Raw genomic sequence first — 18,432 nt, forward strand, 5'->3', positions numbered from 1 at the left:
AGTTGCCTGCTGAGCTTCCGACCGTGTTTCCGAAAGGCCTGAAACCCGTCATGCGTTCTCGTGCTGTCGCCACCACCACCCTGCTCGCCGCGGTCGCCCTCGTCGGCGCCCTCGCCTCTCAGGCCCAGGCCGCGCCCCCGTTGCCGCTGCCTCTGCCGGGCCCCGCGGCCGAGTCCCTCATCACGGAGGGCGCAACGATCGAGGGGCCGCTGATCAACAACATCAGTCTGCCCACGATGAAATAGCCCGCCGCATGCGGTAGCTGTCCCCGTCGAGCCGGACGATCTCCGCGTGGTGCGCGAGACGGTCGACCAGGGCGGGCGCGGCACCGCCGAAGATCTCCTCCCAGCGGCCGAGGGGACGGTCGCTGGTCACGATCAGCGAGGCCCGCTCGTAGCGGTGCGCGACGAGTTGGAAGAGGAGGTGGGAGGTGGCCGCGTCGAAGGGGGCGTAGCCGACCTCGTCGATGATCAGCAGGGGGTACGAGTCGAGGACGGCCAGTTCCTCGGCGAGCCGCCCCCTGTCCCGCGCCTCGATGAGCCGGTACGCCCACTCCGCGGCGGTCGCGAACAGCACCCCGTACCCCGCCTGGCAGGCCCGCACGCCGAGGCCGACGGCGAGATGCGTCTTGCCGGTGCCGGGCGGTCCGACGAACACCACGTTCCCGCAGGCGGCGACGAAGTCCAGCTTGCCGAGGCGGGCGACGGTCTCCCGGTCGAAGGAACGGGGGTGACTGTCGTCGAACTCCTCCAGCAGTTTCTGAGAGGGCAAACCAGCTTCCCGGATACGGGTCTCGGTCCCGGCGAGGGTCATCGAGCTGGTCACGGGGCTGGTGACAGGGCGTGCGTACGGCGCGGGAGGCTCGGTGGTGGAGGGGAACGCCGAGTGGACCGCCGGGCGGGTGGCCGACGTGGACGTGGACGGGGCGGCCGACTGAGCCGGAAGCGAGACCGCCGGAACCAGGACAGTCGGAACCGAGACGCCGGAAGCCGGGACGGCAGGGGCCGACACGGGCGTGGGCATCGGATGAGGCGCGGGCCCCGGCTCCGGCTTGGGCTTGGGCTTCGGCTCCGGCTCCTGTGACGCGTGGGCCTGGGCAGCCGCGTGGTCCTGGCCGGCAGGGTCCGTGGGCGTCGCATCATGCCCCCCATGCCCGGCCACCGCCCCAGCCGCTCCTCCCGCCCCGGACATGTACCAGAGGATCGCCGCCGAGAGGATGAACGCCATGTGGATCACCGTCCCCCACATCAGCGAGTGGCGTGAGGTGTGGTGGACGTCCACGAACATCTGGAGCAGGTGGACGGAGGAGATGCCCACGATGGCGGTGGCGAGCTTCACCTTCAGCACGTTGGCGTTGACGTGCGAGAGCCACTCGGGCTGGTCGCGGTGGCCCTCTAGTCCGATACGCGAGACAAAGGTCTCGTAGCCGCCGATGATCACCATGATCAGCAGGTTGGCGATCATCACGACATCGACGAGCTTGAGCACGGCGAGCATGACGTACGTCTCGGTCGCGTGCCCGCTCAGGATCCGGAGGATTAAGCTCCACAGCTCGTTGAAGAACTTGTAGACGTACACGGCCTGGGCGGCCACCAGGCCGAAGTACAACGGCGCTTGAAGCCATCTGGTGGCGAACAGGGCGTAGCCGAGCGTCGTGGTGGGCGGGGATGCGTTGGGCCTCAGCGGCCGCCTGCGAGTTACCTGCACGGTCCGCCATTGTTCGGAACCGAAGCCGCAAATAAGAATTCCCACCACTCATTGGAATGAAAAGACATCCAATAGGACGGGACACGGTGCGCTCCGCTGACGTCCGCGGCCAGACGCGGCCAGGGAGCACGGGGACGAATGCGCCCACCCCGTCCACGACCGCACACGCCGATGATCAGGCACACTGGACGTTTGACCGACCGAAAGGGTCCTCGTGTGAATGGTCCACTGATTGTCCAGAGTGACAAGACTCTGCTGCTCGAGGTCGATCATGAGCAGGCGGACGACTGTCGTCGGGCCATCGCACCGTTCGCGGAGCTGGAGCGGGCGCCCGAGCACATCCACACGTATCGGGTGACGCCGCTGGGGCTGTGGAACGCGCGGGCCGCCGGGCATGACGCCGAGCAGGTCGTGGACGCGTTGGTGCAGTTCAGCCGGTATCCGGTGCCGCATGCGCTGCTGGTCGACATCGCGGAGACGATGGACCGGTACGGGCGGCTGACCCTGTCCAAGCACCCGGCCCACGGTCTGGTGCTGACGACCACCGACCGGCCCGTACTCGAGGAGATCCTGCGCTCGAAGCGGATCATGCCGCTCGTGGGCGCCCGGATCGACCCGGACACCGTGGCCGTGCACCCTTCCGAGCGCGGGCAGATCAAGCAGACGCTGCTGAAGCTGGGCTGGCCGGCCGAGGACCTCGCCGGATACGTCGACGGTGAGGCCCATCCGATCGAGCTCGCCGAGGACGGCTGGGCGCTGCGGCCGTACCAGAAGCAAGCCGTGGAGAACTTCTGGCATGGCGGGTCAGGGGTTGTCGTACTCCCCTGTGGGGCCGGGAAGACGCTGGTCGGTGCCGGTTCGATGGCTCAAGCCAAGGCCACCACCCTGATCCTCGTCACCAACACCGTCTCCGCCCGGCAGTGGAAGCACGAGCTGGTGCGGCGTACGTCGCTGACGGAGGACGAGATCGGGGAGTACAGCGGTACGCGGAAGGAGATCCGGCCGGTCACCATCGCCACGTACCAGGTGCTGACGACGAGGCGGAAGGGCGTCTATCCGCACCTCGAGCTGTTCGACTCCCGTGACTGGGGGCTGATCATCTACGACGAGGTGCACCTGCTGCCGGCTCCGGTCTTCAAGTTCACGGCGGATCTGCAGGCGCGTCGGCGGCTCGGCCTGACGGCGACGCTCGTACGGGAGGACGGCCGCGAGTCGGACGTGTTCTCGCTCATCGGCCCGAAGCGTTTCGACGCACCCTGGAAGGAGATCGAGGCGCAGGGCTATATCGCGCCCGCGGACTGCGTCGAGGTCCGGGTGAATCTGACGGACGCCGAGCGGCTGGCGTACGCGACGGCCGAGACCGAGGAGAAGTACCGCTTCTGCGCGACCACCGAGACCAAGCGGAAGGTCACGGAGGCGCTGGTGCGGCGCTTCAAGGGGCAGCAGACGCTCGTCATCGGCCAGTACATCGACCAGCTCGACGAATTGGGCGAGCATCTGGACGCACCGGTCATCAAGGGCGAGACCAGCAACGCTCAGCGGGAGAAGCTCTTCGAGGCGTTCCGGCAGGGCGAGATCGGCGTGCTGGTCGTGTCGAAGGTCGCGAACTTCTCGATCGACCTGCCGGAGGCGACGGTCGCGATCCAGGTCTCGGGGACCTTCGGCTCCCGTCAGGAGGAGGCGCAGCGCCTCGGTCGCGTACTGCGTCCGAAGGCGGACGGTCATCAGGCGCACTTCTACTCGGTGGTCGCCCGCGACACCCTTGACCAGGACTTCGCGGCTCATCGGCAGCGGTTCCTGGCGGAGCAGGGATATGCGTACCGGATCGTGGACGCGGACGAGCTGCTGACGGAGAGCTGAGCGCGGGGGGTGCCCGCGGAGCGGCTCAGCGTCGGCGGCGTACGACGCCCGCTTCCTCGCCGTACTCCCCGAGCACGATCACATCGAAGGCGGCGGTCGCGAAGACCTTGACGGCGCGCAGGGCGTCGCCGAGGAGATGGCGGTGGTGACGGTCGTCGAGGGCGGTCGCACCGGCCGGCGGACCGTGCCGGGCGGACCCGGAAGCTGGGGTGAAGGTCGCTGCGCTCATGTTTCCATGATGCGATTCAGCCATCCGGGTGACATCGGTCTACGGGTCCAAACTCCGCGACCTCCGCATACGCCTCTGGGCTTACCCCTCCCCCTAAGGACCCACTAGGGGCATACCCGCCAGGGCGTACCTCAGGAGGAGAGGCCGCGCAATAAATGGTTGGCCCCGGCCTCCGCCCCTGTCCTAAAATCCCCGCTCTTGCCCGCCTCCCCCGTGGAGAGCCGCCGACCGGACGGAAACCGGTCGGCTACAGCCCCGCCGTACGACACGTACAGACACGTACGCAGGCACATACGGCGACGAGGCACACCCACGTAGCAGGACTCCACGCAGCAGGCCCCACGCTGCATGACCACGCCCCGGAGGCAGCCGCCGTGTCCACCCCGCCCGTCGACGACCCCCTCGATTCCCTCGACCCACTCGACCCGCTCTCCCGCGAGCGCGCCCACCTCGCCCGTTCCCGCGCGGCCCTCCGCGCCATGCGCGAGGACGTCGAGTCCCTCGACATCCGAGACGTCACCGCGAACTGGGTCAACAAGGAAGCCCTCACCCACCAGATCGACGAGCGCATCAGAGCCCTCGCGGACCTCGCCCACACTCCGCTGTTCTTCGGCCGCCTCGACTACCTGCACGAACCGGGCGCCGAGCAGGCGGAAGGCGCAGACGGTGAACGCTTCTACATCGGGCGCCGTCACGTGCACGACTCCGACGGCGACCCCATGGTCATCGACTGGCGCGCCCCCGTGTCCCAGCCCTTCTACCGGGCCTCCAAGAAGGACCCGATGGACATGGCGCTGCGCCGCCGGTTCGGATACACGGGCGGCGACCTCACCGCGTACGAGGACGAGCACCTCTCCGACCCCACAGAGGTTGCCGCGACCAGCAAGTTGCTCCAGCAGGAGATCGAGCGCCCGCGCGTCGGGCCGATGCGCGACATCGTGGCGACGATCCAGCCGGAGCAGGACGAGATCGTACGGTCCGGTCTGGGCGGAACGGTATGCGTGCAGGGTGGTCCGGGCACCGGTAAGACGGCCGTCGGTCTCCACCGGGTCGCGTATCTCCTCTACGCCCACCGCGAGCGGCTCGCCCGCACCGGCACCCTCGTCATCGGCCCGAACACCTCCTTCCTCCACTACATCGAGCAAGTGCTGCCCGCGCTGGGCGAGTTGGAGGTCAAGCAGGCGACGGTGGACGACCTGGTCGCGCATGTGGAGATGCGGGGCACGGACGAGGCGGCGGCCGCGATCATCAAGGGCGACGCACGGATGGCCGAGGTGCTGCGCCGGGCCGTCCGCTCGCATGTGACCATGCCGACCGAGCCCGTCGTGGTGGTCCGCGGCTCACGACGCTGGCGCGTCCCGGCGTACGAACTGGAGGAGATCGTCCAGGAGTTGCTCGACCGCGACATCCGCTACGGCGCCGCCCGCGAGGCCCTGCCGCAGCGCATCGCGCACGCCGTGCTCGTACAGATGGAGCGGTCCGGGGAGGCCCCCGACGATCGCGTACAGGACGCGGTCGCCCGCAACGCCGCCGTGAAGGCGGCGGTGAAGGCGATCTGGCCGCCGGTCGACCCCGCGAAGCTCGTGCTGCGGCTGCTCTCCGACGCCGACTTCCTCGCCGCACACGCGGACGGGATCCTCAGCGGGGACGAGCAGAAGACCATCCTGTGGGCCAAGCCCGCACGGTCGACGAAGTCCGCCAAGTGGTCGGCCGCGGACGCCGTACTGATCGACGAGGCGACGGATCTCGTCCAGCGCACGCACTCGCTCGGGCATGTGGTGCTCGACGAGGCGCAGGACCTGTCCCCCATGCAGTACCGGGCGGTGGGCCGACGCTGCACGACGGGTTCGGCGACCGTGCTCGGCGATCTGGCGCAGGGCACCACGCCCTGGGCGACGCGGAGTTGGGACGAGGCCCTCGCCCACCTGGGCAAGCGGGACGCCGTCGTCGAGGAGCTGACGGCCGGCTTCCGCGTCCCGACGGACGTCATCACGTACGCGTCACGGCTCCTCCCACACATCGCGCCCGGGCTCGCTCCGGTGACGTCGGTCCGCGAGAATCCGGGTTTCTTCGAGGTACGTACGACTGCGGGCGACACCGAAGTGGTGGGCGCCTGCGGGGAGTTGCTGCGCCAGGAAGGTTCGGTCGGGCTGATCGCGGCCGATGCCCGGATCCCGGCGCTGGCCGGGGCGCTGACGGCGGCGGGCATCACGTATCTCGGCCCGGGCGAGGAGACGACGCACGAGACCCGCCTCACGCTGGTCCCGGCCTCGCTCGCCAAGGGCCTGGAGTACGACTACGTGGTCCTGGACGAGCCCCGGGCCGTCGTCGACGCCGAGCCGGACGAACGCACCGGGCTGCGGCGCCTGTACGTCAGCCTGACACGAGCCGTGTCGGGGCTGATCGTGACGCATGCGGCGCCGTTGCCGCACCAACTGACTTGATCCATACGTTGGTTCACTGGGACGGCAGTCGCCAGTACTGCCGCTTGTCCTTCTCGCGGACGACGACGCCGAGCCGTGCCAGTTCCTTGCGCAGCTCCCGGGCGTCCTCGGCGTCGTCCTGCTTCTTGAGCGCCTTCTCGCGGGCCTTGAACAGGGCGTTCGCCCCCTCGGGGAGGCCCGGAGTGTCCGGGACCCAGCGTCGGAACTCGGCCGCGTACGGGTCGGCGTCCGCCCACGGGTAGCCGTGCTCGGTGAAGGCCTCGGCGAGGCGTCGCTTGGGCAGGCCGCAGTCCTCGCGGGCGAGTTCCTCGCTGTGGTGGCCGAGCAGTACGAGCTGTTTGCCGTCCGGGAAGACGAGGCGGATCTTGTCTCGCGCGAACTCCTCGGACTCGTCGCGGATGGTGAGCTCCACGTGGCTGCCGGAGACGCGGACGGCCAGCGACTCGTGCAGCAGGATGAGAGCCGCGAAGAGGCCCAGCAGCGCGCCTACGGTCACCGCGCCGATGGTCACCCACGGCTCGGGGGCCGAGTCCAACAGCTCCGCCGGCCCCTTGAACGGCGCCCACCGCAGGGTGACGAACCACCCCGCGAGCAGCCTGACCAGCTCGCCGACCACGGCTCCGGCCGCGACGCAGAGGGCCACGACGCCCCAGGTCGACTCGGCGAGCACGGTGGGCTCGCCGGGCCGACCCTCCTGGCCTGCCCGTGCGTCCGGCTCCTTCTGCATGTCCACACTCATGCGCCCTCCACCCGTTTTCTGCTGCGCAGCCCTCAGTGTGGCGAGCGACGGACCTCCGGTCATCAGCCGATGGTCTATGGCGATGCCACTTTGGTATGTGGTGCCGTGGGGCATGCGGGGCCAAGGGCGCCACCAGGAGGGTGGGTTCGGTGCGTGGGCGGCTGCGGGTGCATCGCGCAATTCCCCAGCCCCGCCCCTTCCCGAAACTGGGGCTCCGCTCGAGCGGGGGGACCCCCATCGCGGCGGATCTGCAAATTGACACCGCCCCGCGGGGTGCCTCCGGCGGTTGGGCGGGTGCGGGTTGTGTGTGGCTGGTCGCGCAGTTCCCCGCGCCCCTTGGGTGGTCGGTGGTGCGGGGCCGCGGTCCGGTGCGTCAGCCCGTCGCCAACAGGGCATACGGCCCCGTGCTTCCACAGGGCGCAGCAGTGCCCAGACCGAAGCTAAGCGACGGGCATAGGACGCACCGGCCCACGTCCCCTCCCACCGGAGGGAGGGTGCCGGTTTCGTCGGGGTGCGGGCGTGTCGGTTCGCTTGCTCGTCGGGGGTGCGGGCAGTCGCAGGCTGTTTAGGGGCGCGGGGAACTGCGCGAGCAGCCACGACGGGCCTGTAGTCGCGACACAACATGTCCCCCCTCCCCCTTCCCGAAACTGGGGCGAGTCGAGAGTGGGGGAGCGACCAGCCACAACGGCGCCGCAGCCGCGACACTAGGTGTCCCCCACCACCCCCTGGCGGGGGGCTGGGGGCGCAGCCCACAGTTTCGGGAAGGGGCGGGCCTGGGGAAAGGAACCACCAGCCACAACTCACCCGCAGATTCAAACCGCACCCAGCGGAGCGCCAAGCGCCGCCCGCCACTCGCGCACAGCGGCGGCGCACACGGGCTCCGCCCACCCACCAGGCCGCGCCGCCCCGCCGATATGGAACGCGTCCACTCCAGCCGCCCGCAGTCGCGGCACATGCTCGAGGCGAAGCCCGCCGCCCACCATGAGCCGCTGCTCATACCCCGGCTCCCCACCCCGCGCCGCCTCGACGAGCAGCGTGGGGAGCCCGGCGTCCACACCTCCCGCCGAGCCCGCCGAGAGATACGTATCGAGCCCGGGCAGATCCGCGAGCTGCTTACGCAGGGCATCGCGATCCGCCGCCCGGTCGATCGCACGGTGGAACGTCCACCGGCAGCCGTCCAGTTCAGCGACGACCCGCTCCACCGCGGCCACGTCCACGCCCCCACCCTCGTCCAGAAACCCGAGCACGAACTCATCGGCGCCCGCGCCCCGCAACTCCCGTGCGCGGCGCACCAGTTCACCAATATCACCGGCGGCGAACCCGTCCCCCAGCCGCAGCATCACGCGCAGCGAGATATCAACGGCGGCCCGGATCTCCGCGAACGTCCCGACCGACGGGGTGAGCCCGTCGGCCGCCATGTCGGAGACGACTTCGAGGCGATCCGCACCCCCGGCCCGGGCGGCGACCGCGTCCTCGGCATCCAGGGCGATCACCTCCAGGACTGCACGCTTGCTCATAGGACCTCTCCCCTTGGACGACGTGGACGGCTCGGACGACGATAGGTCTAGTCCAATCCAAGGGTACGCGGCGAAGGGGAACAATGCCCCCATGGCCGACCCCCAAGCGCTACGCACCCGCTGGCTCCACACCCTGCAACGGACCCGCACCACCTCCGCCCCCGACCCCGCCCCGTACGCCGACGACCTCCTAGCCCGCTGGTCCGAACCCCAACGCCGCTACCACACCCTCGACCACCTCACCGCGGTCCTGGACCACATCGACGTACTCGAGAAGTACGCGGACGACCCGGACCTGGTCCGCCTCGCCGCCTGGTTCCACGACGCCGTCTACCTCCCCGACCGCTCCGAGAACGAGGAACGCTCGGCCCGCCTGGCCGAACGCGCCCTGCCCGAAGCCGGTCTGCCACCAGAAGGGACGGCCGAGGTCGCCCGCCTGGTCCGCCTCACGGTCACCCACGACCCGTCCCCCGACGACCCCAACGGCCAGGTCCTCTGCGACGCCGACCTGGCGATCCTGGCGGCGCCCCCGAAGACGTACGCCGTCTACACGGCAGCCATCCGCGAGGAGTACGCCTTCGTCCCCTCCGAGGCCTTCCGCGAGGGCCGCGCCACGGTCCTGCGCCAACTCCTCGCCCTCCCCCACCTGTTCCGCACGCCGTACGGATCAAAAGAATGGGAGGCGACGGCGCGCTACAACATCGGCGCCGAGCTGGAGCTGCTCAACGCCGCTCAGTGACCACGTCCGGGCCATTGACCGCGTGCGGGTCTGTGACCACGTCCGGGCCAGTGACCGCATCCGGATCAGCGACCGTGTCCGGGAATGCCACTCCATCCCCCTCGGTTGTCCCTGAAGATGCCCTCCGCCGCCCGCGCTCCCGCCCGCATGCCCCTCGCCGTCTACATCCTCGGGCTCTCCGTCTTCGCCCTGGGCACCAGCGAGTTCATGCTGTCCGGCCTCCTGCCGGCCATCGCGGACGACATGAGCGTGTCGATTCCCCGTGCGGGCCTGCTGATATCGGCCTTCGCGATCGGGATGGTCGTCGGGGCGCCCCTCCTCGCCGTGGCAACCATCCGCCTCCCCCGCCGTACGACCCTGATCACCCTCATCACGGTCTTCGGGCTTGGCCAGATCGCGGGTGCCCTCGCGCCGAACTACGCCGTGCTGTTCGCGTCCCGGGTGATCAGTGCGCTGGCGTGTGCCGGGTTCTGGGCGGTCGGTGCCGCGGTCGCCGTCGCGATGGTGCCGGCGAACGCCCGTGCCCGCGCGCTCGCCGTGATGATCGGCGGTCTGTCGATCGCGAACGTTCTCGGTGTCCCGGCGGGTGCCTTCCTCGGTGATCACCTCGGCTGGCGCTCCGCCTTCTGGGCGGTCGCCGCCGCGTCCGCGATCGCCCTCGTCGGGGTCGTCACCCTCATCCCGGCCATTCCCCTCCCGGCCGAGAAACCCCGGCTCAAGCGTGAGCTGCGGATCTACCGGGACCGCCAGACCTGGCTCACCATCTCGATCGTCGCCCTCGCCGCGGGCGGCGTCTTCTGCACGTTCAGCTATCTCGCGCCGCTGCTGACGGACATGGCGGGCCTGGCGGAAGGCTGGGTGCCCACCGTTCTCGCACTCTTCGGGATCGGCGCGCTCGTCGGCACGACGATCGGCGGCCGGATCGCGGACGCGCACCTCTTCGGGGTACTGCTGTCCGGCATCGCGGCCTCGACGGTTCTTCTCATCGCTCTGGCCCTCCTCGGCCAGTACGCGTTCGCCGCCGTCACCCTCTCCTTCCTCCTAGGCGTCTCGGCCTTCTATACGGCTCCCGCGCTGAACGCCCGTATGTTCAATGTCGCGGGCGCCGCCCCGACCCTCGCCGGTGCCACCACCACGGCCGCCTTCAACCTCGGCAACACCGGCGGTCCCTGGCTCGGCGGCGTGGTCATCGACGCGGGGTTCGGGTACGCCTCGACAGCGTGGGCCGGTGCGGCCATGACGGTCACGGCGGGGGCGGCGAGCGCCGTCTCGCTGCGGCTTCATCGGCGTCCGGCTTCCCGAGTGGTCATCAAAGCCGCACCCGCCGACACCGATGAGGCGGTTATCCGGCACCGATGAGGCGGTTATTCAGTCCCGTTCCGCGAACTGACCACCTATCGTCGCCCCCATGCGAGACATGGGCGGGGATCAGATACAGGAAGCCGTCGCGGGTGCCGTGGCGGCGCTGCGGACAGCGGCCGGCGAGCGGGACTGGAGCGTCAAGGCAGGCCGCCTCGACTGGAGTTGCCGCAGAACAGCGGAGCACATCGCGTCGGATCTCATCGCGTACGCGGGCCAGATAGCGGGCCGCCCCACCGACCGGTACGTACCGTTCCGCATCGACTGCGCCCTGTGCGAGGGCCCCGACGACCTCCTGGAGGTCATCGAGGCGACCGGCGCCCTGCTCGCCGCAGCCGTCCGCACCGCGCCGCGCGAGGCGCGGGGCTTCCACCCGTACCCCTTCCGCAGCGCGAACCGCGAGGGCTTCGCCGCGATGGGCATCGCCGAGGTGCTCCTGCACACGCATGACATCGCCGAAGGACTGGGCATCGCGTACGAGCCCCCGGCCCAGCTCTGCGAGGACGTACTCACCCGGATCTTCCCGCACGTCCAGCCAGGACCCGACCACTGGCGCACCCTCCTGTGGGCCACCGGCCGCGGCGAGCTGCCCGGCCGCGCGCCGGTCACCGAGTGGCGCTGGATGAACAACCTCGTCATCCCCACCGAGCGGCTCACCCTGCAAGGGGTCACGCCCGCTGCCGCCACCGATCTGCGCATCGGCGGCACGGGCGGCTTCGAGTGGATCGAGGGCAAGCCTCAAGGGGGTACGGACGTGTCCTCCGGGCTGGTCGTGAAGGCGTACGAGAGGGGGAGACATCGCCCGGAGTGGGGCGTGTTCGTCCTGGTGCGCAGGTCGGACGGCCTCGCCATCGGAGGCATGGGTTTCCACGGCGTCCCCGACGACGAGGGCCGCGTCGAGGTCGGCTACGACCTGTCGGAACCGGCCCGCGGCAACGGCTACGCCACGGAGGCGCTGCGCGCGCTGTCCGCCTGGGCGCTGGCACGCGACGACGTGAAGCTGCTGTGCGCGAAGGTCGACCGCGCCAACACCCCTTCCCAGGGCGTGGTGTCGCGTGCGGGCTTCACGCGGGTGCGGGAGGACGAGGAGGAGTACGTATACGAGTTGCGCGCCGGCGAGCTGACCTGAGGGGCCCTACGTACGTGGCTGCGTACGTCCCTTGGGTCTGCGCAGCCCCGACTCGTGGAGCAGCCGCACCACCTCGCGGCTGCTGACCTCGACCGCTCCGGCGCGCACGCATTCCGCGTAACGATGCGACGGAATGTCGTAGTGATCCCGCTCGAAGGCCCGGCCCGGGACGCCCAACTCCGCGGCGAACAGGTGCAGTTCGTCGAACGACACGTCGCTGATCAGATGCGACCAGAGGTGCCCGTGGCCCGGCCAGACGGGCGGATCGATGTAGACCGTCACGAGGAGGCCGCTCCGCCGGAACCGCCAGAGCCACCGGGACCGCCGCCGGGCCCTCCCGTCGCCGAGCCGAGCGAGCCCACCGCCGAGACCTTCACGCCCGCCTTGTGGCACACCCAGTGCGGATCGGCCCCGAGTTCCGGTTCGACATCGAGGGCGTGGGGGTCACCGGCGCCGCAGACGGGGCACAGCGGCCAGCGCCCGTACCGCTCGAGCAACGCGTCCTGCACGTCCTGGGCGACCAGCCCCGCCACGTACTCCACCCCCTCCGGCCACTGCTCCACCCACCATCGCCGCTGCACCACCGACGCCTCGACGAGGGAGACGACATCGGCCTCGGCGACATCGCCCGCGACGAGATCGGCGATCACGAGCGCACGGGCGGCGTGCAGCGCCTGTTCCAGGGGGCTGATGGGGTGTGGGAAAGCGGGCTGTTCGGGCGGTTCGGGCTGTTCCATACGCCCATTGTGCGCCTACGGCCCAAGCGGCAGCGCGCCGTGAGGACGGCGCGGGCGTGAGGACGGCGCGGCCGTCAGGCACGCGGCCGTCAGGCACGCGGCCGTCAGGCACGCGGCCGTCAGGCACGCGGCCGTCAGGCACGCGGCCGTCAGAACTGCGCCCCCGTAAGGGGGCGCGGGGCTGTGTCGATATGCGGCTCCGCCGCGATGGGGGTCCCCCCGCTCGAGCGCAGCCGAGAGTGGGGGAGGGACCAGCCACGACGGACCCGCAGACGAGAACCCCTCCGAGCCACCCCTTGACCCTCCCGTCCGCCGAAAATACCTTTCAAAGGTGACCCCCAACGTGAAGGAAATTTTCGCAGGCGAGGCGCCGCCCGCCCCGGCGGCCCTCGCCGCCAAGGTCCGGACCCTCGCCCCGTCGATGACCCGCTCCATGCAGCGGGTCGCCGAGACCGTGGCCGGCGACCCCGCAGGCTGCGCGGCCCTCACGGTCACCGGCCTCGCGGAGCGAACCGGCACCAGCGAGGCCACGGTCGTCCGCACCGCCCGCCTCCTCGGCTACCCCGGCTACCGCGACCTGCGCCTGGCCCTCGCCGGCCTCGCCGCCCACCAGCAGTCGGGCCGTGCGCCCGCCGTCACGGCCGACATCGCGGTCGACGACCCGATCGCGGACGTCGTGGCGAAACTGGCGTACGACGAGCAGCAGACCCTCGCCGACACCGCGGCCGGCCTGGACACGGTCCAGCTCGGCGCGGCCGTCTCCGCGCTCGCGGCAGCCGGCCGTATCGACGTCTACGGCGTCGGCGCCTCCGGCCTGGTCGCCCAGGACCTCCACCAGAAGCTCCTGCGGATCGGGCTCATAGCCCACGCGTTCAGCGACCCGCACCTCGCGGTCACCAACGCCGTGCAGCTGCGCGCCAAGGACGTGGCTATAGCGATCACGCACTCCGGTTCGACCGGCGACGTCATCGAGCCGCTACGGGTCGCCTTCGAGCGGGGCGCCACGACGGTCGCGATCACCGGCCGACCGGATGGCCCGGTCTCGCAGTACGCCGACCACGTGCTCACCACGTCGACGGCCCGCGAGAGCGAGTTGCGGCCGGCCGCCATGTCGTCCCGTACGAGCCAACTGCTGGTGGTGGACTGCCTGTTCATAGGGGTGGCCCAGCGGACGTACGAGACGGCGGCGCCGGCGCTGTCCGCGTCTTACGAGGCGCTGGCGCACCGGCACGCTCCGCGGGGGGCGCGGTAGCCACAGGCCGTCTGTACGCTGCGGGCCGTACGTGGCTGGTCGCTCCCCCACTCTCGGCTGCGCTCGAGCGGGGGGGACCCCCATCGCGGCGGAGCCGCAAATCGATACAGCCCCGCGCCCCTTAGGGGCGCTCCCCTGCACCGGAGAATCAGATAGCAAGCCCCGGAACCACCCCCGGAAAGAGCCGCCCCACATGACCTCCCCCGCCGACGCCTCCTCCCCCTTCCGTGATGTACGGGACGAGTTGGAGACCCTGACCACCGAGGCGTTCCGTCCCGAGCTCGCTCGGATCGACCAACTGCCCACCCTTGAGATCGCGAAGATCATGAACGGGGAGGACGCGACCGTACCCACCGCCGTCGCCGCGCAGCTCCCGCGGATCGCCGCCGCGATCGACGCCATCGCGGACCGTATGGCGCACGGCGGACGTCTGGTCTACGCGGGCGCGGGCACTGCGGGCCGGCTCGGCGTGCTCGACGCGTCCGAGTGCCCGCCCACGTTCAACACGGATCCCTCCGAGGTCGTCGGCCTGATCGCAGGCGGCCCGGACGCCACGGTCAACTCGATCGAGGGCGCCGAGGACTCCAAGGAGCTGGCGGCCGAGGACCTGGACGCGCTGGGCATCACCGCCGCGGACACGGTGGTCGGTGTCTCGGCCTCGGGCCGGACGCCGTACGCGATCGGCGCGGTGGAACACGCGCGCGCCCTCGGCGCCCTGACCGTCGGCCTGTCCTGCAACGCGGACAGCGCACTCGCGGCAGCGGCCGACCACGGCATCGAGGTCGTCGTGGGCCCCGAGCTGCTGACCGGCTCGACGCGCCTGAAGGCGGGCACGGCCCAGAAGCTGGTCCTCAACATGCTCTCTACGATCACGATGATCCGCCTGGGCAAGACGTACGGGAACCTGATGGTCGACGTACGGGCCTCGAACGACAAGCTCCGGGCCCGTTCGCGCCGTATCGTCGCGCTGGCCACGGGGGCGCCGGACGACCAGATCGAGGCGGCCCTGAGCGCGGCCGACGGCGAGACGAAGAACGCGATCCTCGTCATCCTCGCCGACGTCGACGCCACGACCGCCGCCCGCCTGCTCACCGAGGCGAACGGTCACCTCCGGGCCGCTCTGCAGGCGGCCCTGGCGAGCGGCTGAGCAGGACCCGAGGAGCGCTCCGAGCAGCGGCCCGAGCCGACTCCCGGGGGCGACAGTCCCGCTCGAGTCCGGGCTTCCGGGGCGGACTGTCAGTGGCGCATGTGATTCTTGGGGACGTCGGCAGCAAGGCTCCCGGGAGGGGACGACCAACCATGAACCACGCACAGCTGACCGCCCTGGGCCGCGCCCTGCGGCTGCTCGGCGAGCACGGCGAGGCCCTGGGTGCGGACACACCCGACGCGAAGCTGCACGAGGTCAAGGCGGACCTGAAGCGGGCGCTGGACCTCCTGGAGGACACGGTCACCACGGCGGCCCCCACCACGCGCTGCGCCGAGCACCCCACAGGCCCGGTCGACGAGGACGCCCCCGACCTCTGCCTGCTCTGCGAGACCCGCCGCAGAATCGCCCGCCGCTCGAAGGTCAACGACTCGTTCACCCAGGGCCGTACGACCGCCCCGGACGAGACGCTCGAGCGCACGAAGTCCCGTTACGGCGTACGGGGCGACCGTCCCCAGCCCCAGCAGCGCTGGCTCCCCGAGATGTGGACCGGCCAGGTCTGGCAACTCTGCGGCACCCCCCGCCGCGACAAACAGGAAGCCGAGCTGTTCCTCGCCGCCCAGCGACGCAGCCCCCACCCCGGCATGGCCTACCGCCTGGTCCACGAGTTCACCGACTACGAGGTCCTACGCATCTGGGGCGAACCCCGCAAGATCGACATCGAACCGATGGGCAACCTGTAGCCGCGCGGCTTACGGCACGGAGCCGCGCTCCACGACCCACTCGGTGGGTTGCCCCGTGATCTGGGCAATGGCGTCGAAGTCCGCGTCGTAGTGCATCACGGTCACGCCGTGCCGCTCGGCCGTAGCGGCGATCAGTAAGTCCTGAACAGAGGCACACGTATGGTGTCCCTTTTCTGCCAGCAGTGCCTGGACCTCAGTGGCACGCTGACCGATGTCATCGGTCAGCGGCAGCAACTCGAACCCTTGACGGACCGAGCGCCCCTCGGCGTGGCTCTCGGCATCTCGGGCGCTGTACAGAATCTCCAGGTCGACCACAGCGCATGTGGCGACGAGCCCTCTGTCGACAAGGGGCCCGAGGACAGCCCGGACCGCGGGTTGCTTGGCCCGGGCCCATACGCTCTTGTCGACCAGGTATTTCGCTACCGCCACGCGCCCGCCATCACTTCCGGGTCGGCGAGGTCGTCAAAGATCCCCTCGTCCAGCATCTCCATGAACCGCCGCCGCTTGGCCACCGCCACGAGTTCGGCCGGCGCCGCGTTGACCGTGGCCCGCTCGGTCGTCGTGCCCAGTATCTCGGCGGCTTCAGCGACGAGTACGTCATCGATGTCGATCATGATCTGCAACAGGCACCTCCGGGCATGCGACTCTCCGATCATGTTTGCACCGACTTACCCGACTTGGGCACGGAAACCAACTCAGGGCAACCGCCCTTCCCAGTTGATCCGCCGCACCCGCGCCCGCAACACCTCCCCCGGATCCGCCTCCCCCAAGGCCTCCGGCGGGCAGTCCCACTCCCGCCCGCCACTCACCGGCCGCAGCTGTACGTAGCCGCCCTCGCGCCCCATCACCTGGCCGAGCCGCCCGTCCCGTACGTCGATGGCGTACTTCCCGTTCTCCGTGCTCACTGGCGGGCCTCGTGCAACGCGTCGGCCAGTCGCTTCGCTGTGTTCAGGTTGCAGCGGCCGAGTTCGACGAGCGGGTACGGCTCCCTGGTCGCGGCCGTCACCGGGTCCACACGGAGGGACGGCAACACGACGCCCAACTCGCTCAGCTCGTCCCGCAGTCGGCCCACGATCTCCTCGGCCTCCCGCAGCCACTCCATGGACGGCCCCCTGAAACTCATGGAGTTCGACGACGCGCCCCCGCTCTCCTTCGTGGAAGCACCGGACATGGGCAAGCTGCTGGACGACCCCGCCACGGTCGCCCGCCACACGCTGATGTTCAACCTCCTCGTCACGCCTCGCCCGCACGACAGGTCGGCTCAATGGCAGACAGCCGGTGGGCGGGGTAGGTGGGATGCAGAAATGTGACACTTCCGGGGTCGAGTGTCACATTTTCCCGCGATCGGCACTGAGGCGCGGGGCGACTGGACGCACCGGTGCAACTCCGAAGCGATCAAGACGAGTGAGGGCTGGCGAGAGCTGAGCCGGGGCCGTCCGCAGCGACCGCCCGGCCCAAGGCACGCCCACCCACCGGTTCATCGAGCCACCGGCCCGCAGCCTGCCCGAAGCTCAAGCGTCGAGCTCCGAGCCCTGCTTCTGAGGATTGGGAGGCGGGCTTCAACCCGCCCACCCTCCCCGCGAGTTGACCTGACGCGACCGACTTGCCACGGACAGTCACATGGGCTTAGCGTGCCCGCATAACGAACAACCCCCGCTAGGTGCGGCAAACACCTGCGGGGGCCTGACCTACGAGATCGAAAGCGACTCGATCCCATGGCTGAAGCCAACCTTAGTGGCACCTTCCTGCCCGCGCACGCCTCCCCGCACCCGATGGCCAACCCGGGTTACGGAAAACGCAGCGCCCCGGACCAACTCCCCCGCACGGCTCACGACTTCGCCCACCTCCCGCCCCGCGAAGCAGCCGTCGCCGCGTACATCGACCGGCTCCCGACCGGCGCCGACATCTCCGTAAAGACGCTGGCCAAGACGCTCCCGTACGGCCAGTGCGCCCTCCGCACGGCCCTCAACAACCTTCAGCGGACAGGCCACTTGCGCCGGGGCCGCGAACACCTGGCCGACTCGGGAAGCCCACGCTGGATCACCCGAACGTGGTTCTCACGGACGGCACGGGACGACGACTGGTGGGCGGCGTTCACGCGGGGGGACGTACCGAAGGAGTCACCGGAACCCCCTGACAGGCAGGGCGGCCCCACCCGCTCTCGCGCGTACATCCTCCTCGCGGCCCTCGGCCGTGCGACCCCGGCCCTGTCCCTGTCGGCCAAGGCCTGCGCAGACCTCGCCCCGCTGCTCACGGAGTGGTTCGCGAGGGGCGCCACCGACGAGCACGTACTCCAGGCCCTGACCGCAGGCCTCCCGACCCCGGTCCACAGCCCGGCCGCCCTCGTCCGCAACCGCCTGACCAGCAAGCTCCCACCCGAGCCCGCACCGGCCGCCACCCGCCCACCCCTTCGCGTACTGGAGTGCGCGAAGTGCGGCGCCCCGGGCCGCCCGGAGGCCCTGCCGGGCGGCGTTTGCGGCCCGTGCCGGGGCGAGGCCGAGCCCACCCGCCCCGCCACGCCCTTGTCACCCTCAGCGGTCCACGCCCGCGTCGCCGAACTCCGCGCGGCGTGCCGCTCCCGCGAAAGGACCACCACATGAACCCAAAGCACGCAGTCGCAGATGCGCATAGCTCTCCCGGCGAACTCGAAGAACTGCAGCGACTGCACGACGAGGCGGACATCGCGCAGGCTCGGGAGCGCGAGGCCTCCCCCACAGGACCGGCGCTCACCCATGACGCCTTCATGGCGCGGCTGGAGGCCGAGGAGCGCGGCGAGGCAGCGTCATGACCCACGCCGTTGCGTGGGAGCATCCGGCCACGTACCGGAGAGCCC

Annotated in this window: 22 protein-coding genes; 12 read left to right on the forward strand and 10 right to left on the reverse strand. The window is 70.4% G+C overall.

The genetic code is table 11. The annotated features are described in order from the left end of the window. Positions 1-50: 50 nt before the first annotated feature. A complete protein-coding gene (locus tag OHT21_RS20060; protein ID WP_328769727.1) occupies positions 51-245 on the forward strand; it encodes a hypothetical protein in 195 nt (64 codons plus the stop codon). Here the strand turns inward: OHT21_RS20060 and istB are convergent. After that, a complete protein-coding gene (gene istB / locus OHT21_RS20065) occupies positions 223-1,707 on the reverse strand; it encodes an IS21-like element helper ATPase IstB (RefSeq protein ID WP_328769728.1) in 1,485 nt (494 codons plus the stop codon). The genes OHT21_RS20060 and istB overlap by 23 nt on opposite strands. A 216-nt stretch (positions 1,708-1,923) precedes the next feature. Here istB and OHT21_RS20070 point away from each other — a divergent pair, with 216 nt between their 5' ends. Then, positions 1,924-3,567, forward strand: a complete 1,644-nt coding sequence (locus OHT21_RS20070) for a DNA repair helicase XPB (protein WP_328769729.1) — start codon at positions 1,924-1,926, stop codon at positions 3,565-3,567. A 25-nt stretch (positions 3,568-3,592) separates the two neighbouring features. Here the strand turns inward: OHT21_RS20070 and OHT21_RS20075 are convergent, their stop codons facing one another. Next, positions 3,593-3,796 carry a hypothetical protein gene (locus tag OHT21_RS20075; RefSeq protein WP_328769730.1) on the reverse strand — a complete coding sequence of 68 codons (204 nt, stop codon included), beginning with the start codon at positions 3,794-3,796 and terminating at the stop codon, positions 3,593-3,595. Between the two features lie 374 nt (positions 3,797-4,170). On the opposite strand from OHT21_RS20075, the gene OHT21_RS20080 reads away from it, so the two are divergent. Beyond that, positions 4,171-6,240 carry a HelD family protein gene (locus OHT21_RS20080; protein WP_443050401.1) on the forward strand — a complete coding sequence of 690 codons (2,070 nt, stop codon included), beginning with the start codon at positions 4,171-4,173 and terminating at the stop codon, positions 6,238-6,240. 13 nt (positions 6,241-6,253) lie between these two features. Here OHT21_RS20080 and OHT21_RS20085 read toward each other — a convergent pair whose 3' ends face one another. Next, complete coding sequence (locus tag OHT21_RS20085; RefSeq protein WP_328769731.1) at positions 6,254-6,979, reverse strand: YqeB family protein; 726 nt, start codon at positions 6,977-6,979, stop codon at positions 6,254-6,256. 812 nt (positions 6,980-7,791) lie between these two features. Continuing rightward, positions 7,792-8,496, reverse strand: a complete 705-nt coding sequence (locus OHT21_RS20090) for a copper homeostasis protein CutC (RefSeq protein ID WP_328769732.1) — start codon at positions 8,494-8,496, stop codon at positions 7,792-7,794. Positions 8,497-8,587: 91 nt separating this feature from the next. Here OHT21_RS20090 and OHT21_RS20095 point away from each other — a divergent pair, with 91 nt between their 5' ends. The 3 genes from OHT21_RS20095 to OHT21_RS20105 all read left to right on the forward strand — a co-directional run bounded on the left by OHT21_RS20095 (position 8,588) and on the right by OHT21_RS20105 (position 11,723). Beyond that, on the forward strand, positions 8,588-9,235 hold the full coding sequence (locus OHT21_RS20095; RefSeq protein ID WP_328769733.1) for an HD domain-containing protein: 648 nt from the start codon (positions 8,588-8,590) through the stop codon (positions 9,233-9,235). A 147-nt stretch (positions 9,236-9,382) separates the two neighbouring features. After that, complete coding sequence (locus OHT21_RS20100) at positions 9,383-10,594, forward strand: Cmx/CmrA family chloramphenicol efflux MFS transporter (protein WP_328774163.1); 1,212 nt, start codon at positions 9,383-9,385, stop codon at positions 10,592-10,594. Positions 10,595-10,643: 49 nt separating this feature from the next. Further along, on the forward strand, positions 10,644-11,723 hold the full coding sequence (locus OHT21_RS20105; protein ID WP_328769734.1) for a GNAT family N-acetyltransferase: 1,080 nt from the start codon (positions 10,644-10,646) through the stop codon (positions 11,721-11,723). 6 nt (positions 11,724-11,729) lie between these two features. Here the strand turns inward: OHT21_RS20105 and OHT21_RS20110 are convergent, their stop codons facing one another. Both OHT21_RS20110 and OHT21_RS20115 read right to left on the reverse strand, forming a co-directional pair. Further along, entirely contained in the window at positions 11,730-12,005 is a 276-nt protein-coding gene (locus OHT21_RS20110; RefSeq protein WP_328769735.1) for a DUF4031 domain-containing protein, read from the reverse strand. Further along, on the reverse strand, positions 12,002-12,460 hold the full coding sequence (locus OHT21_RS20115; protein WP_328769736.1) for a hypothetical protein: 459 nt from the start codon (positions 12,458-12,460) through the stop codon (positions 12,002-12,004). The genes OHT21_RS20110 and OHT21_RS20115 overlap by 4 nt, the downstream gene beginning before the upstream one ends. A 331-nt stretch (positions 12,461-12,791) precedes the next feature. Here OHT21_RS20115 and OHT21_RS20120 point away from each other — a divergent pair, with 331 nt between their 5' ends. The 3 genes from OHT21_RS20120 (at position 12,792) to OHT21_RS20130 (ending at position 15,599) form a co-directional block, all read left to right on the forward strand. Then, positions 12,792-13,712 (forward strand): MurR/RpiR family transcriptional regulator, encoded by a 921-nt coding sequence (locus OHT21_RS20120; RefSeq protein WP_328769737.1) that lies wholly within the window; start codon positions 12,792-12,794, stop codon positions 13,710-13,712. Positions 13,713-13,905: 193 nt separating this feature from the next. Further along, the gene (gene murQ / locus OHT21_RS20125) at positions 13,906-14,859 is read left to right on the forward strand and encodes an N-acetylmuramic acid 6-phosphate etherase (protein ID WP_328769738.1); all 954 of its coding nucleotides are present in this window, start codon (positions 13,906-13,908) and stop codon (positions 14,857-14,859) included. 152 nt (positions 14,860-15,011) lie between these two features. After that, a complete protein-coding gene (locus OHT21_RS20130; RefSeq protein WP_328769739.1) occupies positions 15,012-15,599 on the forward strand; it encodes a hypothetical protein in 588 nt (195 codons plus the stop codon). Positions 15,600-15,608: 9 nt separating this feature from the next. Here OHT21_RS20130 and OHT21_RS20135 read toward each other — a convergent pair whose 3' ends face one another. From OHT21_RS20135 to OHT21_RS20150, 4 genes are all read right to left on the reverse strand, one after another. After that, the gene (locus tag OHT21_RS20135) at positions 15,609-16,028 is read right to left on the reverse strand and encodes a PIN domain nuclease (protein ID WP_328769740.1); all 420 of its coding nucleotides are present in this window, start codon (positions 16,026-16,028) and stop codon (positions 15,609-15,611) included. Further along, positions 16,019-16,213, reverse strand: a complete 195-nt coding sequence (locus OHT21_RS20140) for a type II toxin-antitoxin system VapB family antitoxin (protein WP_328769741.1) — start codon at positions 16,211-16,213, stop codon at positions 16,019-16,021. The genes OHT21_RS20135 and OHT21_RS20140 overlap by 10 nt, the downstream gene beginning before the upstream one ends. A gap of 81 nt (positions 16,214-16,294) precedes the next feature. Next, positions 16,295-16,504 carry a hypothetical protein gene (locus OHT21_RS20145; protein WP_328774466.1) on the reverse strand — a complete coding sequence of 70 codons (210 nt, stop codon included), beginning with the start codon at positions 16,502-16,504 and terminating at the stop codon, positions 16,295-16,297. Then, a complete protein-coding gene (locus OHT21_RS20150; RefSeq protein WP_328769742.1) occupies positions 16,501-16,701 on the reverse strand; it encodes a hypothetical protein in 201 nt (66 codons plus the stop codon). The genes OHT21_RS20145 and OHT21_RS20150 overlap by 4 nt, the downstream gene beginning before the upstream one ends. On the opposite strand from OHT21_RS20150, the gene OHT21_RS20155 reads away from it, so the two are divergent. From OHT21_RS20155 to OHT21_RS20165, 3 genes are all read left to right on the forward strand, one after another. Beyond that, entirely contained in the window at positions 16,700-16,909 is a 210-nt protein-coding gene (locus OHT21_RS20155) for a Scr1 family TA system antitoxin-like transcriptional regulator (RefSeq protein ID WP_328769744.1), read from the forward strand. The two genes, OHT21_RS20150 and OHT21_RS20155, sit on opposite strands and share 2 nt — an antisense overlap. 405 nt (positions 16,910-17,314) lie before the next feature. Beyond that, positions 17,315-18,199, forward strand: coding sequence for a hypothetical protein (locus OHT21_RS20160; RefSeq protein ID WP_443050402.1), 885 nt, complete (start codon positions 17,315-17,317; stop codon positions 18,197-18,199). Next, entirely contained in the window at positions 18,196-18,387 is a 192-nt protein-coding gene (locus OHT21_RS20165) for a hypothetical protein (RefSeq protein ID WP_328769745.1), read from the forward strand. The genes OHT21_RS20160 and OHT21_RS20165 overlap by 4 nt, the downstream gene beginning before the upstream one ends. Positions 18,388-18,432 lie beyond the last annotated feature (45 nt).

This window comes from Streptomyces sp. NBC_00286 (genome assembly GCF_036173125.1).
Taxonomy (GTDB): Bacteria; Actinomycetota; Actinomycetes; order Streptomycetales; family Streptomycetaceae; genus Streptomyces.